16 protein-coding genes are annotated in these 15327 nt (G+C 57.8%); 10 read left to right on the forward strand and 6 right to left on the reverse strand.

Annotation, left to right across the window (positions count from 1 at the left end; genetic code table 11):
* Nucleotides 1-959, forward strand: a 959-nt coding sequence (locus AAAV21_RS08590; protein ID WP_349108885.1) for a BspA family leucine-rich repeat surface protein, incomplete at its 5' end; no start/stop codon positions are given.
* A gap of 415 nt (nucleotides 960-1374) precedes the next feature.
* Nucleotides 1375-2208, forward strand: coding sequence for a PBECR4 domain-containing protein (locus AAAV21_RS08595; RefSeq protein WP_349108887.1), 834 nt, complete (start codon nucleotides 1375-1377; stop codon nucleotides 2206-2208).
* A 266-nt stretch (nucleotides 2209-2474) separates the two neighbouring features.
* Here the strand turns inward: AAAV21_RS08595 and AAAV21_RS08600 are convergent, their stop codons facing one another.
* The 3 genes from AAAV21_RS08600 to AAAV21_RS08610 all read right to left on the reverse strand — a co-directional run bounded on the left by AAAV21_RS08600 (nucleotide 2475) and on the right by AAAV21_RS08610 (nucleotide 3787).
* Complete coding sequence (locus AAAV21_RS08600; RefSeq protein ID WP_349108889.1) at nucleotides 2475-2705, reverse strand: hypothetical protein; 231 nt, start codon at nucleotides 2703-2705, stop codon at nucleotides 2475-2477.
* Nucleotides 2695-3003, reverse strand: a complete 309-nt coding sequence (locus AAAV21_RS08605; RefSeq protein WP_349108891.1) for a BrnT family toxin — start codon at nucleotides 3001-3003, stop codon at nucleotides 2695-2697. Before AAAV21_RS08605 ends, AAAV21_RS08600 begins: the two co-directional genes overlap by 11 nt.
* 619 nt (nucleotides 3004-3622) lie before the next feature.
* Nucleotides 3623-3787, reverse strand: a complete 165-nt coding sequence (locus AAAV21_RS08610; RefSeq protein ID WP_349108892.1) for a hypothetical protein — start codon at nucleotides 3785-3787, stop codon at nucleotides 3623-3625.
* 249 nt (nucleotides 3788-4036) lie between these two features.
* Between AAAV21_RS08610 and AAAV21_RS08615 the strand changes: the two genes are divergently transcribed.
* Nucleotides 4037-4960 (forward strand): DNA cytosine methyltransferase, encoded by a 924-nt coding sequence (locus AAAV21_RS08615; RefSeq protein WP_349108895.1) that lies wholly within the window; start codon nucleotides 4037-4039, stop codon nucleotides 4958-4960.
* Between the two features lie 680 nt (nucleotides 4961-5640).
* Here AAAV21_RS08615 and AAAV21_RS08620 read toward each other — a convergent pair.
* Complete coding sequence (locus AAAV21_RS08620; RefSeq protein WP_349108897.1) at nucleotides 5641-8277, reverse strand: hypothetical protein; 2637 nt, start codon at nucleotides 8275-8277, stop codon at nucleotides 5641-5643.
* Between the two features lie 494 nt (nucleotides 8278-8771).
* Here AAAV21_RS08620 and AAAV21_RS08625 point away from each other — a divergent pair, with 494 nt between their 5' ends.
* On the forward strand, nucleotides 8772-9026 hold the full coding sequence (locus AAAV21_RS08625) for a hypothetical protein (RefSeq protein ID WP_349108899.1): 255 nt from the start codon (nucleotides 8772-8774) through the stop codon (nucleotides 9024-9026).
* Between the two features lie 78 nt (nucleotides 9027-9104).
* On the opposite strand, the gene AAAV21_RS08630 is transcribed toward AAAV21_RS08625, so the two are convergent.
* Both AAAV21_RS08630 and AAAV21_RS08635 read right to left on the reverse strand, forming a co-directional pair.
* Entirely contained in the window at nucleotides 9105-9524 is a 420-nt protein-coding gene (locus tag AAAV21_RS08630) for a helix-turn-helix transcriptional regulator (protein ID WP_349108902.1), read from the reverse strand.
* A gap of 129 nt (nucleotides 9525-9653) precedes the next feature.
* A complete protein-coding gene (locus AAAV21_RS08635) occupies nucleotides 9654-10079 on the reverse strand; it encodes a helix-turn-helix transcriptional regulator (protein ID WP_349108904.1) in 426 nt (141 codons plus the stop codon).
* A 244-nt stretch (nucleotides 10080-10323) separates the two neighbouring features.
* Here AAAV21_RS08635 and AAAV21_RS08640 point away from each other — a divergent pair, with 244 nt between their 5' ends.
* From AAAV21_RS08640 to AAAV21_RS08665, 6 genes are all read left to right on the forward strand, one after another.
* The gene (locus AAAV21_RS08640; RefSeq protein ID WP_349108905.1) at nucleotides 10324-10611 is read left to right on the forward strand and encodes a hypothetical protein; all 288 of its coding nucleotides are present in this window, start codon (nucleotides 10324-10326) and stop codon (nucleotides 10609-10611) included.
* Nucleotide 10612: 1 nt separating this feature from the next.
* Complete coding sequence (locus AAAV21_RS08645) at nucleotides 10613-11089, forward strand: hypothetical protein (RefSeq protein ID WP_349108907.1); 477 nt, start codon at nucleotides 10613-10615, stop codon at nucleotides 11087-11089.
* Between the two features lie 208 nt (nucleotides 11090-11297).
* Nucleotides 11298-11630: a MarR family winged helix-turn-helix transcriptional regulator gene (locus AAAV21_RS08650; RefSeq protein WP_349108909.1), complete on the forward strand. Its 333-nt coding sequence runs from the start codon at nucleotides 11298-11300 to the stop codon at nucleotides 11628-11630.
* 10 nt (nucleotides 11631-11640) lie between these two features.
* Nucleotides 11641-12087, forward strand: coding sequence for a hypothetical protein (locus AAAV21_RS08655; RefSeq protein ID WP_349108910.1), 447 nt, complete (start codon nucleotides 11641-11643; stop codon nucleotides 12085-12087).
* Nucleotides 12088-12178: 91 nt separating this feature from the next.
* Complete coding sequence (locus AAAV21_RS08660) at nucleotides 12179-13420, forward strand: hypothetical protein (RefSeq protein WP_349108911.1); 1242 nt, start codon at nucleotides 12179-12181, stop codon at nucleotides 13418-13420.
* Nucleotides 13421-13438: 18 nt separating this feature from the next.
* The gene (locus AAAV21_RS08665) at nucleotides 13439-15223 is read left to right on the forward strand and encodes a hypothetical protein (protein ID WP_349108913.1); all 1785 of its coding nucleotides are present in this window, start codon (nucleotides 13439-13441) and stop codon (nucleotides 15221-15223) included.
* Nucleotides 15224-15327 lie beyond the last annotated feature (104 nt).

Raw genomic sequence — 15327 nt, forward strand, 5'->3', positions numbered from 1 at the left:
GGGGGGGGGTATCTCCGAGATTTACCCGCCTCCCGAAAGGGCAGTCGACTATCGAGTACGTCCTGATCATCGCGATCATGGTCCTGGTGGTGCTGATCGCGGGACCGTGGGTCTCGTCTGCGATCAGGAACCAGTTCAACACGGTGGCGGGGACGCTCGACAACGGGATCGACAAGGGGAGCTGGGAAGCTGGTGGCACGGGCGGCGGCAACGGGTCGATGACAGACGCCGATATCGTCGACCCCGTACACGGAACGGCGTTCGCCGTATACTCCGAGGACGATCACAGCCTCATGTTCTACAAACGTAAGGGTCTGCCGAAAGTCGGTGACATGCTGAATAACCGCAGGGTGACTGAGGTGTACACAGGGTTCGAGACGGAAACGTATCGGGCAACTTGGGACACCGATCACAGTTCTAATAACAACGGTCCGACAAATTGTCCTTGGTTTAAGCATCACGATGACATCTTGTCTGTTTCTGTTGTCGATTACGGCATCAAACCGCATGATATGAGCTTTTGGTTCCAGCTGTTCTCAATTTTGAGAACAGTCGATATCAAGAGATTCAACATGTCCGACTGCATAAATTGGCAACACGCCTTTTGGCACTGTGATGCCTTGACCGTCCTCGATCTCTCGGGGATGAATGTCGAACGCCTTGCCAACATTGAGTCGATGTGCACCGCGTGCTACTCGCTTAAAACCGTCAGTTTCGCCGGATGGAATGGATCTCCGACCTTCATTGGCATAATGTTTAGTGAGTGCCACGCCCTCGACAGCGTTGAATTCGGCGGACTCGACTTCGCAAAAATGAAAACCGCATGCTACGCCTTCTCTAATTGCCGCTCCTTAATGCTCGATTGCTCGAATTGGGATGTCTCAATTTCTGCCGACCGTACTGGATTCAATGCCGGTGCTCCCGGCGTGATTGCGCCGAAGGTTTGGACAGCGAAATGATCTCCGTATTCTTCCCTAGGCGTAGCCATGTAGCTCTGTAGCTGAGTAGTCCGATTGTATTCAAATGTGTCAGGTCATTTCGGATTTGTGGATGCTATAATATCTTTGCTCTCGAACGAGAGTTCAGCCCCGGCTGGTAAACCTGACGTTTGGCGTGGTGTGCGTCTACACGCATAGCGGGCATGGCCGCGATAGAACTTCCCATGTATAGGGGCTCGACCCCAAGCACCCCGATGGTTTCGGGGGGAGCGAACTGGCAGGCAGGTAACCGGGCTATAGACTATCTAGGAGGAGGGGCTTCGCGCCCCTCCTCCTTTTTTGGCATTCAGTTCGCGCTTGTCAAATACCGCTGCGGCATGACTCGCTGGGTTTCCACTGTCTGGGCAATCCTTGTCGAAAAGGCAAGGAGGACGCTATGAAAGCCGACAACAGGGACGTTCAGAGAATTTCCAATCTCGCAAAAGGATACGACCGTAATCTCTGCGGAAAGGATTTCCTCATCTGCTATGGAGAGGAAGGAAACACCCGCATGCTCGAGGTGACATTTTCCAAGAAGAGATTTAACCACCTTGTTGGCATCGATATCGATCAATGCCATGTCAAACCGTGGGTACTCTATAAGAAAGCGGTCACCGGGACGTTGACTACGCGTGACTTGGGGAGCTCGCTCTCGCAATACTTCCCTTCTAAAGCCTTGGCGGCACGCATGATGAATCTCTTCGCCAGCTCCGCCACCCATGTCAGCAAGGTCGACCCCCTATCAACCCGAGTCAACGCCGAGATCTGGATATCGGGCGATGCGGCGCAATTTGCCATCGGGTGCCTAAAGGTAAATGCCGAGTACCACAGCTCATCCTGCTATGTACCGAGTAGCCTGCAGCTTCTGAAACCCGAAAAGGTAGACAAGAAGTCAAACGGTGAGCGGATGTCCATCGTCGCCATGCTCAGCAAAGACGCATCGGCAAAAGGCTACGACACCCTTCTCTACGTCAACGATCAGCTGCTCGAATCCAGCCGCAACAGCCTCGGATTCATCATCCGCAGCTTCGGCGATACCGATGCCCTCCGGACATCCTATCCGGTCATCATGGATACAGTCTTGGGCTTGGATCCGGATAAGGATATGAGTGTCGATGACCTGTTCGAAGACAAGACCGCCCTCGCTCACGAACTCGATGAACTCAATCGGCGGCGGGAGGGCTTCAGGAATATGCTGTCGCACTCCCCCGCCGATAAGAGCGGTAGGTAGCTACGCAGGCTGGCGGCTATGCGTGTGGCTGTGTAGTCCGGTAGGCGTGTAGCTCTGTAGACGTGTTGCACGGTATGAGTGTAGCGCGGTAGTCTCGTAATTCGATAGGCGTATAGCGCGGGAAGAACCACGGCCTGAGTGGGACCGCGACGTTGACGGTCATTGAGGGATAACGTGAAAAAGGGTCGAGCTTGCGGCACGACCCTTAGGACAATTTACCTGTGTTGCTTCGCCTTATCACCTCGCGTCACTCACCAGCCGGTGTGCTAGGAGAATGCAAGATGCTTTCCCTGTTCGCGACACTCGGTGAGAAACATGTTGATGATGACCTGGTACGGCACGCCCGTACGGGCGGCTTCCGCCTTGAAGTAGTCGATGTTCTCGCCGTCGATATTCATGGTGACGCGGCGGCGGACCTTGCCGATGTAGGGGTTCGGAACGCTGTCGGAGAAGTCGACCTCGGCGGGCATCTCCATAATCTCGTCCTTACCATTCATTTCGATACCTCCAATACTGCCGTTCCTCTGTCCTCGTCGATTTTCTCGCCGAGATTATCCTGATGGTGGAGCCACCATTCCTCTCGCAGTGGCAGACCGTCAGCACACGCGATTCCAAGTCCATTCCTATCAGAAAGAATCTCTCCTCGTAGTCCGAGTGCTTGCCATCCGACACGACGCGGGCGTATGGATCCGAGAACGCATCGGCCGCCGATTCGAAGCTCACTCCGTGCTTCTTTACGTTGATGGCGGCCTTGCGCTCGTCCCACTCGAATTCTATGTATCCGTTCTCAATCATACTGACATGATACATATATAGTGCATATAAGTCAAAATCCACCCTATCGGATGGAGCAAAAATCGGACTGAAACTTCCTGTCTATTCGAATAGCTCTGTATCCGTGTAGCCACATAGCCCGATAGGTCTGTAGCTTGGTAGCGACGAAGCCGTATAGGGCGAAAACTTCTGATCGATATAGGTCGATAGATAGCTATCTAGCTGCGAAATTGCCGCTGCGGCAAGACTCCGTCGGGTCTTTCTTGGTGCCAGAGACTGGGAACCGTTGTAGGTTCGCGGTCAGGAGGACCCCTTGGGCTTTCGCTACGTAAGCATTTTTTCCGGCGTCGAGGCGGCGACACTCGCCTGGGAGCCACTCGGCTGGGAGCCGTTGGCCTTCTCGGAAATCGAGCCGTTCCCGTGCGCCGTGCTGGCCGAGAGATGGCCAGACGTTCCCAATCTGGGAGACATCACCAAAATCGACTGGAAGGAAGAAATCGATGGAGCTATCGACCTTGTTGTTGGCGGATCCCCGTGTCAATCGTTCTCGGTGGCGGGTAAGCGCGAGGGTCTCAAAGGCGCGTCCGGCCTTATGTTCGAGTACATTCGATGCGTACAGGAGCTTCGTCCTCGCTGGTTTCTATGGGAAAACGTCCCAGGAGCGCTCACGAGCGAGGATGGGGGCGCTTTCGGGCAGCTGCTCAGCGAAATGGATGAACTCGGGTATAGTCTCGCATGGCGAGTACTGGACGCGCAATTCTTCGGAGTGGCCCAGCGACGCCGCCGTCTGTTTCTTGTCGGACATCTTGGATCCGAATCCCCCGCAGAGGTTCTCTTTGAGCCCGACTGCCTGTCGGGGAATCCTCAATCGAGCCGTGAAAAGAGGCAGGAGCTTGCCCGCCGAGCTGGACGCAACGCTGCGTGCGCAGGCTTCAAGTACAGCGCCGCGCCCCGAGCAAACACGCTAGGATACGCAGAAGAGCAGGCGAACACGCTCACCGCGGATTGGCATGCACCGGCAGTCTTGCCACTGAACTGCGCTGACCGACAGGGTATGGCCTTGTCGCAGTACAGCACCGAGATCGCGGGATGTCTGACGGCTCGGGGCGATTCATCTCCCTGCGCTGACAGGGGCCAGAATGTCGTCTGCATGACTGGCACGCAGGCTCACTGCCATATCAGCGATGAGATTGCTGGTTGCCTGACTGCGCATATGGGCAAGGACGATGCTCCAGTGGTGGTGGACGGCTCAAATCTACAGACGCCTGTCTGCGAGACAGCGCACTTGGGCAGCAACGGTCTTGGGGTCGGTGAGTCCGATATCTTCCCAACGCTCGACACCTCATCCGGCCCCGCCGTCTGGGCCCGTGAAAACAGCGTTCTACCGCCCTTCGGATTCGCGCAGAACGTGCGCAACGAGGTGCGTATCGGCGGTGACGGAACCATCAGCGGGGCGCTTGCCGCCAGACCCGGCGTGAAGCAGACCACTTTCGTATGCACGGGCGGCACCTATCCCATCAATAAGCAAGTCGCAACCCGTCACAAGAAGCTCGGGCGCGGAACGGCCCTTGGAATCGGTGCGGACGGCGATCCCGCCTTCGCGCTGCTCGCGAACCATCCGCATATGGTCGCCGCCGGCAGCGGGAGCAAACCTATCGCCATGGGCGACCTCAATGCGCATACGGCAATCTGCCGCAACGTCTGCCCGACCCTCAAATGCGGTGGCGATGAAGCAATGGTTGCCTCTGAAACCGCAGACAAGATCATGGAGGCAAATCCCATGCTCGTCCGCAGGCTCACCCCGCTCGAGTGCGAACGCCTCCAGGGTTTCCCCGATGGGCATACGCTTATCAGATGGAAGGGCAGGCCCGCCGAGGAATGCCCCGATGGGCCACGCTACAAGGCTATCGGCAACTCGATGGCGGTTCCCGTCATGAGATGGATTGGCAGGCGTATCGCGGCGGTCGATGCGAATTAGGTGGCGGACTTCCAGTTCCATTAAAAGGGGCACCTTTTGCGGTGTCCCTTTTCCTTTGGCATGATCTGTGCGTAGGCGTGTAGCTGAGTATGCCCGTAGCGATGTAGCTCGGTAGGCACGTATGTATGGAGCCGCATAGCCGGATTGTGCCGATCAGGATTTGAACGAGAACAATTAGAATAAGAAAAATAATAAGAAGAAAAAGAAATCGACGACTGGCAAAGGTGAAGGGTTTCTCCCGCCCGAGCGTATTCGCGTAGTCATGCAGCCGTGTAGCCATGTAGCCCGATAGACGCGTAGCCACATAGCGCGGATAAAAAAGATAATAACAACTAGCTGTCCTGCGGGGTGCCATTTCGGGCACCCCTTTGTCTTGCTGGATACCTGCTGGATGGCAGGCGTATAGCTATGTAGTGGTGTAGCCCCGTAGTGAAGTGTGGGGAAAGCCGTGCAGATACGCGGTGCGGTAATAGAAGGATGCCGCTGGGGGCAGAGCCGTTAGCGACCGGCTTCCATGCGGGATGGGTATGCAGTTCGCGTGGGTGTATAGCCGTGTAGCCATGTAGCTATGTTGCAGGATAGCGACATAGCTTTGCATCGCGACAAAAAAAGAGGAGGAACCGCCTTTCGGGCGGATCCTCCTCTCGAGGAAAGGGGCTTGGGGTCTAGACCGCTAGAGCCTAGAGCGCGACATGGTGACCGCGGCGACGTGCGATGCCGGCGGCGGCAATCGCGGCGGCACCCATACCGGAGATGACGCTCACCTCGAAAAGGGTGGAATCACCCGTCTGGGGCATGGCTCCCTGAGCGGTAGCAGTGCCGTCTGCGGCCTGCTGACCGCCCGCGTTCGCGGCCTGATTGGTACTCGACTGCTCGGCATTACCGCCGTTCTCGCCGGTTGCTCCAGCCTGCTCGGTACCGGTCTCGTCAGAGCTACCAGAGTTGTCACCAATAGAGCCATTCTCGGTGGAGCTGCCCTCGCCGCCAGTTGTACCGTTGCCGCCAGTAGTGCCGTTGCCGGTGTCACCACCGTTCTCGGTCTTGGCGGCCTCATAGGCATCGGAGAGGTTCTTGTAGGTCGCAGCGGCCTGATCGTATGCCGCCTGTGCCGCATCGACGGCATCCGATGCGCCATCGAAATTGCTCTGTGCGACTTGGACGGCCGCGATGGCCTCAATCAGGATGCCGTTTGCCTTCTCGACTTCAGCCTTGAGGCCGGCGAGCTTCTGCTCGGCCGCGCCCTGCGCGGTGCCGGCGGCATCGGCAGCAGCATTGGTCTGGTCATAGGTAGCCTTGGCCGTATCGTATGCCTTCTGGGCGGCCTTAAGGTCAGCTTCCGCAGCCTCCTTGGCATCCAAGGCCTTCTGCTCAGCTGTGACCGCATACTCGTAATCGCTCAGAGCCTGCTCGTAGGCAGCTTTCGCTGCGGCTCGCTCGCCCTTCTTCACGTCAATCTCGTTGACGGCGTTCTCAAGGGACTTCTGGGCATCGACGAGAGCACCCTGGGCATCGGTGAGCTGACCCTGAAGCAGAACGGTCTTTTCATGCGCGGCATTGAAAGCCTTCTCGCCCGCATCGTAGTCGGACTGCTTCTCATCGGCAACGCCCTTGGCGGCATCGCGGACGCCTGTGGCGGCATCGATGCCGGGCTTCAGGCCCTGATACTTGGAGGAGGCGGCGGCGAAGACGTTGCCCGCCTCGATCTGATTCTGATTCAGCTGCTCGAGGTCATTGGCGTGGGTCAGGGCATCATCGAGCGCATCGGCTGCATCCTTGGCGGCCTGATCGGCAGCGGTCTTGGCATCGGTAGCCTGGGCCACGGCCTGCTCTGCGGCGGTCTGGGCATCCTGTGCAGCCTTAAGCTGTGCCTCGCATGTCGGGATGTAGTTGTTCACGATGTCATCGTAGGATGCCTGTGCCGCGTCGACTGCCTGCTGGGCAGCCTCGACCGCGGCTTGTTTGTCGCCGAGCGTGGCGGCCTGCGCCTCGTTCGCGTCGACAGCCGCCTTGATGTCGTTGTAGGCATCCTGCGCCTGCTGGAGTGTATCGCGGGCGGCATTGACTGCGTCCATGAGGGAAGTCAGCTCATCCTCGGTCGCGGTGCCGGCAACCTGGGCCTGATAATAGGCGTCTGCCGCCGCGGTGTAGGCGGCCTGCTCCTGGTCGAGTTTCTGCTTGGCGGCATCCAGGTTCTGGCGATACTGGGGCAGCGAGTCGGCAATGGACTTGACGAGGTCGTACTCGTCCTGGGCGGCAGCGAGAGCGGCCTTCGCGTCCTGGATGTTCTGCTCGGCTTGGGGGACGGCGGCATTTGCGGCATCGAGACGGGTCTGCTCGTTGGCGACGTCCTGCTTGGCCGCCTCGAGCTTGGCATTCGCCTGGTCGAGGGCCGTCTGGGCGTCTGCCGCCTTCGCTGCGGCGGAATCCTTGACCTCCGTCAGCTTCTGAATGGCACCGTCACCCCATTTGCCGAAGGCATCGAGATAGGCGTGAACCTTGCCATACCAATCGGTTTTCTTGGACTCCATGTCGGCCTGCGCGGCATCAAGCTCAGCCTGCTTCTCATCGAGCGTCTTCTGGGCATCTGCAAGCTCGGCGTTTGCTTGGTCGAGTTCAGCCTGGAGGGCATCGAGCTGATCGCCGGCGGCATCCTCGGCCGCCTGAGCATTGGACACCCGCTGCTCGAGGTCGGCTACCTTTGCCTCGGCCTCATTGACCGCCCGCTGGGCATCCTCGGTGGCCTTCTTCGCGGTATGGACAGCTGCCTTGGCATCGACCCATGCCTGCTTGGTAGTCTCGATCTTCTTGAATGCGTCCTTGCGACCCGTCTTGGCGGTCTCGTAGGTCGCTCGAGCCTGGTCGGCCGCCTTTGCGGCATCGGATTGCTTCGCGGCGGCGGCGTCATATGCCGTCTGCGCCTCGGTGAGCTTCTGGTCTGCCGCATTCTTTGCTTCTGTCGCGGCCTGAACGTCCGTCTCTGCCGTCTCGGCGCCGGCGAGCGCCTGGTCGTATGCGGTCTGGGCATCGGCCTGTGCCGTTTTCGCGGCATCCAATACGCCCTGCGCTGCGGACAGCTGCTCGTTCGCCTCGTCCAGCTTGCCCTCGGCTGCATCCATAGCCGCCTTGGCATCCTTCACGGCCTGCTCGGTGACCTTCTGGGTGTCAGTCTGGGTCTCAGTCTGGTTGTCCATCGGTGCGGCAGACTGGGCGAATGCCATGGTCTGCATGACCGGGGACAGCATGAGGCCCGCGGTCACGGCCATGGTGACTGCCGGCTTCATAATCATTTTCTTGCTCTTGGCCTCGTGTTTGCGCATATCGAGGTACTCCTTCCAATTGGAGGTTTTGCTAGCCCCGCGACCATACGGCAAACTATGTGCCGTCGTTCGGGTCTTGCCGCAGCGGCAATCAGCGCACCCCAACCAGACGTATCGAATACTCAAAATATTGCATCTACCTGTGTTCCTGTCGGTTATGTAGCGATGTAGCCCTGTAGCCGACTACCGAAACGAAACGGTAGCAATGTATGCAGGTTGCCGGTTGCGGGAGCAGCGGCATCATATGGAGGGGCAGAGAAGACGTTACGGTAACCCGCCATACCCGACTTCAGGCGAATGAGGGGATGAACCGTCCCAGCTGCCCTACTATCGTGCTGCGTGTGTAGTCGTGTATGCGTGTAGCTCTGTAGCGGTGTAGCCGATATGCCGCCTAGGCAACTGCCCCCTACGCACTCGGTAATATGCGATGGTGCTGTAATGAAAAACGCCCGCGTTGCTGCGGGCGTTGGATTATTTCGTCTATAGGGGGATGAATGGTCGGAGATGGGATGAACCTCATGGAGGTAGCAATCGAAAAGGATGCAGACGACAACCCGACCTGCATCGTCTGGCCCGATGGTCGTCGCTTCGCGATCTCGAGCAGCGGGGCACCTCTCATGTGTCCGTCGCGGACAGCGGGCAGGTTCGCATATGTCCGCGACGTCTATGTCATCGGTCGCGGCAACAGGACCCACCGCAGGTCGCTTATCGCGGACGGCGGTAAGTGGTATGTCGTCTGTCTTAAATAGGCATGTAGGCATGTAGACATGTAGGCGTGCTGCACGGTAGTTGGGCACGGGGCTACATGCCTACATGCCCGTCTGAAGCTATTCTCGATTTTGCGGCCAGACCATGAGACGGTTCGGGTCCTTCGCAAGACTCCTCATCATGCCGATCAGCTCGCCGCGAGTCTTGGTATTCAGGCGATTGAACAGCATGACCAGTTCCAAGCGCTGACCTACCGGGGCATCGGTATCCTCGGTAAGTGGCGCTTGATTATCGAAGAGCTGCTCGATGGTTATATTCAGCACTCGGCAAAGCGAAAGCAGGTTCGAGACGCGCACGGTCCCCAAATCGGCCTCGGGCCGGATTATCGTCTGAAGCGTGCTGATCGGTATACCCGCTAGGTGTGCCACTTGAGTATTCGTGTAGCCGGCACCCTTGATAATGGCCTCCAGCTTCGTATAGGGGCGATCCTTGCCCGCTATCTGCTTTTTAACTGCCGGTAGTCGTTTCTCCTCGGCCATGGCTAAAACTCCTATCTCTCCATATGCGTCTAGATGTTGTCAGGTAGTCGGCTACATAGCTATCCGGCTACGTATGTAGCAAGGTAGCTTGGTACACCCAAAGTGTTCCGCCTGCAGCGCCACGGCGGGCTATTCGGTATCCTCACAGACGGCACCGCGACCGTCTTTGCCGGCAGCCACCTCATCCATCGCTTGCGGTTCGCGATTCCTCTGCATGTTCGAGGGGTCCAATTTCATTGCGCTCGACACGCGCATGAGGCAGGACTTCGCCTGTGCGTTGAAGCCCCTGAAATCGCTCACGAGACATTCCTCGTCACCCGAGAGGAGCGCCTCCTTTCCGGGATTTCCCTCCTCGCCATCGAACAGGTCCTCGACAAAGGTCTCAAACGGAATGTCCAGCCCCTTGCAAATCCTCAGGAACGTGGAGATCTGCATGTTTTGGCATTTCGACCTTCCGTTTACGAACGTGCTCAGGGTCGAAGTCGAGACACCGGACCTGCGGCTGAGCTCCGATGCGGTGATGCCGTATTTCTCAAGTATTTCCTTGAATGTCATGGTCTCCCCTATCTGTAGTCTGGTTGCTACCTGGCTACAGAATACATGATTTGGAAGTGATTTTCGCGTATGTAGATATAAATCGCGCAAATAGGCAATTTCCACGTATGTAAATTGCGATTCTAAATCATATTGCTCAAATCTGGAAAAAGGACTAATATCTCGCTTGTAGCTACGAATGCGGAATCAGATTCCCTATTCGTCAACTATGCCCCAAGTAGTTCGATTTAGTTACGGAGACATGATGACCAAAAACCCTGCATTTGAATCTGCGACGACAGTCCTTCTGGATTATGTCGAGGATGAGGAAACTTTCGCCAATGCCATGAATGAGTCAATTGACGGTCCCGCATTGCTCGATGAGGAATGCAACTTCCTGCGCGAACCGACCGCAATGGAGTTCCTGCTCATGAGGGCCCTGCTCCCAGCAGACGGTGCCGCCCGATTCCTGGCCGCATTTGAATCCGTTATCGAGCGGGAGGTTCTGTGGTCAACAGAGGAACCTGATAGCGAAATTGCGGAGGCGATGTAGGGTGAATGAAGCCGAAGCCAAAAAGAGCATCAAGCCCGCTCCGTTTACCGATGAGGAGCTCTTGCAGCTTCCCCTCGTCCTAAACTCCGAGCAGACCGCAAGGATTCTCGGCTGCAGCCGCTCAAAGCTCCAGTCCATGTGCCGCGCCGACGCCATTGAGTACCAGCGCCTCCAGAAGCGCTTCACCTTCAACCGCGATTACGTCTTCAAACTCGCGGGAATCAGCTACGAGTCCCTCTTCAAGACGGTCAGCGAGCGCTGCCTGGCAAGGGCGAAAATCAAGGAGCAGTACGCACCCCTCTTCAGGAAATACGGCGTGGACATCCTCGGAGACGAACCCCTCTTGGGCGGCGAGTCGGCCGTCGACGACCCGATCGTTAAAGACGATGGAGACGATCTGGACGATGCCCTGCTCGACCATCTCGGGGAAGCCCAGCTCGGAAAGCTGTTGCTCAAAGCCCTTCTCAAAAATGCCTAGTTGACAAGCTCGGCATACCGCCACAAAATCAAGGCATACCGGTTCCCCAAGCCGGACGATAGGAGATGAACTGCATGACCCGCCCTGCTGGGCGTGCAGCCGTTGATGCTGCCGCCTATCCGTGCAACCTGTTAGCCATCGACCCCGAGAGCGTTAAGCCCTTCGGGGTCTTTTCGCCATGCAGATGTACCATGGCAGGTGAACCCGAATGAGCATCACCATCGACTCTTGGATGATGCGCGAACTCGATCTATCGGGAAACGAGCTCATCGTCTTCGCGCTTATCTGCGAAGCGGGCAAAGAGGGCGTCAGCGTCTCGAAACCCATGCTCGCATTCCTCACCAACACATCGGTCGCGACCGTCAGGCGCGTTCTGGGCAAGTTGTCCAAGCGCGGTTACATCGAGCGCACCCATGTCGGCGAGAACGAACCCAGCACTTGGGTCGCCTGCATCGACGAAGGGTCTTGCCGCCCCTCCTCTCCTATCGAAAGCATTTCCGGCCGAAACGGTTGGAACCGAGTCATGTCGATAGCAAAATAGGAGGACTACCATGGATTTCAGCTACAACGACACCACCGCACCCCGTTTGGAAAACGAGCCCTACTGGAAACAGTACGGCTGGATGAACAAGCTCGGCCTCAACGGCCCCCGCGCAATCGTCTTCGCCCTCATCTTCGAGCGCGACTGCTCCGATGACCCCGCACGCGAGCGCATCACATCGAAATACATCGCCCGCGCCCTCGATGAGGGCTGCCCCGTCCGCGGTCGCGGCGAGGGCGGCATCGCGCGGGTCTTCAAGGTGCTCAACGAGCTATCCGCAAAGGGCCTTGTCTGCGCCGTTATGGACGAGGACGGACTGTCCATGAGCTTCAAGTGCGATTACGATGCCGTGGAGTCGATTCTTGCGGATGCCGTATCCGTATCAGAAGATGCCAAGCCGACCGATGAATCAAGCGAAAGCGAGGTCGATGACGGTGCCTACGACAAGATGTCCTGATAACGCACTCGACCGCAACTTCTATACCGTTTTCGATTGGATGGTGGACCCCGCGGGTCTGGGTCTCAAGGCATCCAGCGCCGAGCTGTCGGTGTACGCCAAGATCTACTCGATGAGTCACCACGCGGCGTACGGCTACTACGTCACGCAAGACCAGCTCGCCATCGACCTCTATATCTCTCGCCGCTCCGTCCAACGTGCGCTCGACAGCCTCTGCAAGTCGGGCCTCATCGGCTACAACGAGCTGTACCGCACCGGCAGGGAGGCGAACGGCATGAAATCGCCCCGCTCCTATTTCGCCATCCAGGAGAAGATCAATGCCGCAATCGAGGCGACGACCCCCGTCTCCGCATCCCGCGGCAGGCAAATCCTCGATTTCGACTTTCGGGAACCCGCAGGTCAGGCAGATGCGTCAACTTGTCACATCTCGGCTGTTGAAAACTCGAGTTTTCAACAATCCGCAGGTCAGGCAGATGCGTCATTTTGTCACAACGATGCGCCAAGTTGTCACAACGATGCGTCATTTTGTCACAACGATGCGCCAAGTCGTCGTATCGGCGCGACCTGCGAAAACGTCGAGCAAGATGAATTTACGGCACCGTCATCTAGCTGGGAAAATGCAACAAAACCGCAGGAAAACGACATGCCCGAGACGAGCAACGACGTATATATAAATAATAATAAGAATAATAATGATAATTATTTTTCTTATTCTTCTAATGACCCCAACAAGAGAAGTGAACTCTCTGGAAAGAATGGGGATTGCGGTTCGGGTGACATCGGCGGCTGGAGTGCCGAGGTCCGCTACGTGGCACGTTTCATCGCCGAATCGTCTCCAAAACACATCGATGGGGTCTTTCTCGATAAGACCATGGCGGCAATCCGCGATGTCATGGATTCGGGCGCCGAGGCCGATGAGATCTGCGATGCATGGGACCTGTATCTCGACGAGCTCATGAATCAAAATTCCGAAGGCGGATCGGCGGCATTCAAGCGCTATGCGATGTTCCCGCTCAACTGGCTTCGCCGCGCGGACGGTTTTAGGTTCTATCTGAAGAGGATTCGGGCGAAGTCCGAGAAGGCAGCGGACGCCTCCCGCGATACCGCCCTCGAGGCCGATCGGGAATGCTCGAACGAAGCGGAAAGGCTTGCAGAGAAATATTCCCTCACTGCCAACAAGACCACTTCGGGCATCATCTGGACGTTCATGGGCGATTACCATTCGGCGATGGTCGCACCCCGCGCCCAGAATCGACGCGAGGCGCTGCGTTACATGTGTTCCGTCAAAGGAATCGAGGTTCCGAAGGATATCGAAGAAATGTCTGAAATCTAAGCTCGGATTGGAGAGACCATGGGTCAATTGCCTGAAGATGCCCCCTTCAAGGCTGCGCATAGCTCACGAAATCGTGCACGGCGCATGAAGGCCGCGCGGACCGAGGCGAGACGGCTGGTCGGTGATGCCCTGCATCAGCGCGATACCGCCTTGGCGGAACTTTCTTCCGTTAAGAACCAGCTAACGGAGGCCAACCGCACGCACGAGCGCGAATGCGCCGAATTCAAGCTCAGGATCGCCGAGTTGGCCGCGAAGGTCGAAGCCGCGTCCGAAAATGCCGCGTCCTCACATGAGGCCGAGAACCTGAGGCGTGTCAACGCCGAGACGCTTGAATCGCTTGAGTCCGAGCGGAGAAAGACGCAGAGCCTGATGACGCGGCTCGGAGAACTCAATGCCCAGGTCGAGGGCGAACGAACCGAGAAGGAGGAGTTCCGCCAGGAGATCCTCGGCCTGCGATCCAAGATGGAGAACGCGAGCGGACTCTCAAAAGATGAGGTCAACGGTCTCGTCGCCAGGGCGCAGGCCGCCGAGGAGCAATCGATCGAGCTCTCCCAAAACATGGCCACCCTCCAGAACCAGGCAGAGGATTATGAGAGGCAACTCAACGAGGCCAAGGACGACTACGAGCGTCTCATGAGGGTCTGCAGGGAGGAACTCAAGAAGCGCAAGGGCGAACTCGGCAAGATCTATGACCTCCATGAGGGCGAGCTAGAGACCAACCGCGAGCTGAGGAAAGACAATGCGGCCCTCACCGATTCCATCGCCAAGGCCAAAGTAGAGCTCGAGACGGTATCGGCCGAAAGGGACGAGTTGCAAAAGAGGCTCGCCGATTCCTCAACTCGAGTCGAGGAACTCGAATCCTCGCTCGATGCCGAGCGAGAGGGCGCTTGCCGGCTGCGCGACAGCGAGCAGGAAAACACCGGCAAGTTCAACGACCTGGTTCAAGAAAAAGAGGCCATCGCCAGGAGTCTGGCACAGACCCAGAAAGCCCGCGCCGACGCCGTCGCCGCCCTGTCCGCCGCACAGGAGAAGAGCAAGCTGATCCAAGCGGACCTGCAGGCGGCACGGGAGGAGGCGTATCACCAGCGCCATGATTTCGAGCAGAAACTCGGCGAGTTGGAGCGCGGAAACGCGCGAATCCACGAACAGGCACGGTCGGCGCAGAGCAGATACGACAAGAGTACGGCGGAGTACGAAAGGAAGATCGGCGAGCTTCAGAAAGCGCTCGACTTGAAGCAGGCCGAACTCGACCGCGCCGCGAGCGATTCACTTCAAGGCGATCTCGAGAGCCTGAAGAAGGCCGTCGAGTCCGAACGCGAGCGAGCCGACCGAGCCGAAGGCAAGGCACGAGCCGCAGAGCTGCTTCAGGAAGACTTGGAGACCTTCAAGGGCAAGGTCAGCGCCCTCCGCCGGCAGCTGGCGGTGTGCTCGAGCCTGAAAGATGATCTCGCGGATGCGGAGACCAAGCTGGCGGATGCCACCGCGAGGGCATCCGATGCCGAGAGCCGAGCACGTGCAGCCGAGCGGGACTCCGGCAGGCTCTCCAGGGAGCTTGAGCGCGTCAACCTGAAGCTGGCCGAGGAGTCCTCTAGGGCAGAAGGCGCGAAAGCCGCCCTGCTCGATGCGGACGGAGTCAGGAGTCTCGCGTTGCCTTGCGGCCTTCTGCCCGGAGAGGAAACCACCGTCGCCCTCGGGTCCGGTTTCCAGAAATTCCGCGTCCAGAAAATCGTCTACAAATCCGATGGCACCATCTTCTTGGAGAACGACCTGGGACAATCGGTTCCCATGGGGACATGGAGATAGGCGTCCCGCATCGTCTATCGACGGTTGACCGTCTGAAAGCCGGTTGAATAAGACCGCTGCGGCACGGAGGGATGGAACTGCCCTTTCCGTTGTAGCTTTCACTG

Source organism: Collinsella sp. CLA-AA-H302, assembly GCF_040093305.1.
Taxonomy (GTDB): Bacteria; Actinomycetota; Coriobacteriia; order Coriobacteriales; family Coriobacteriaceae; genus Collinsella.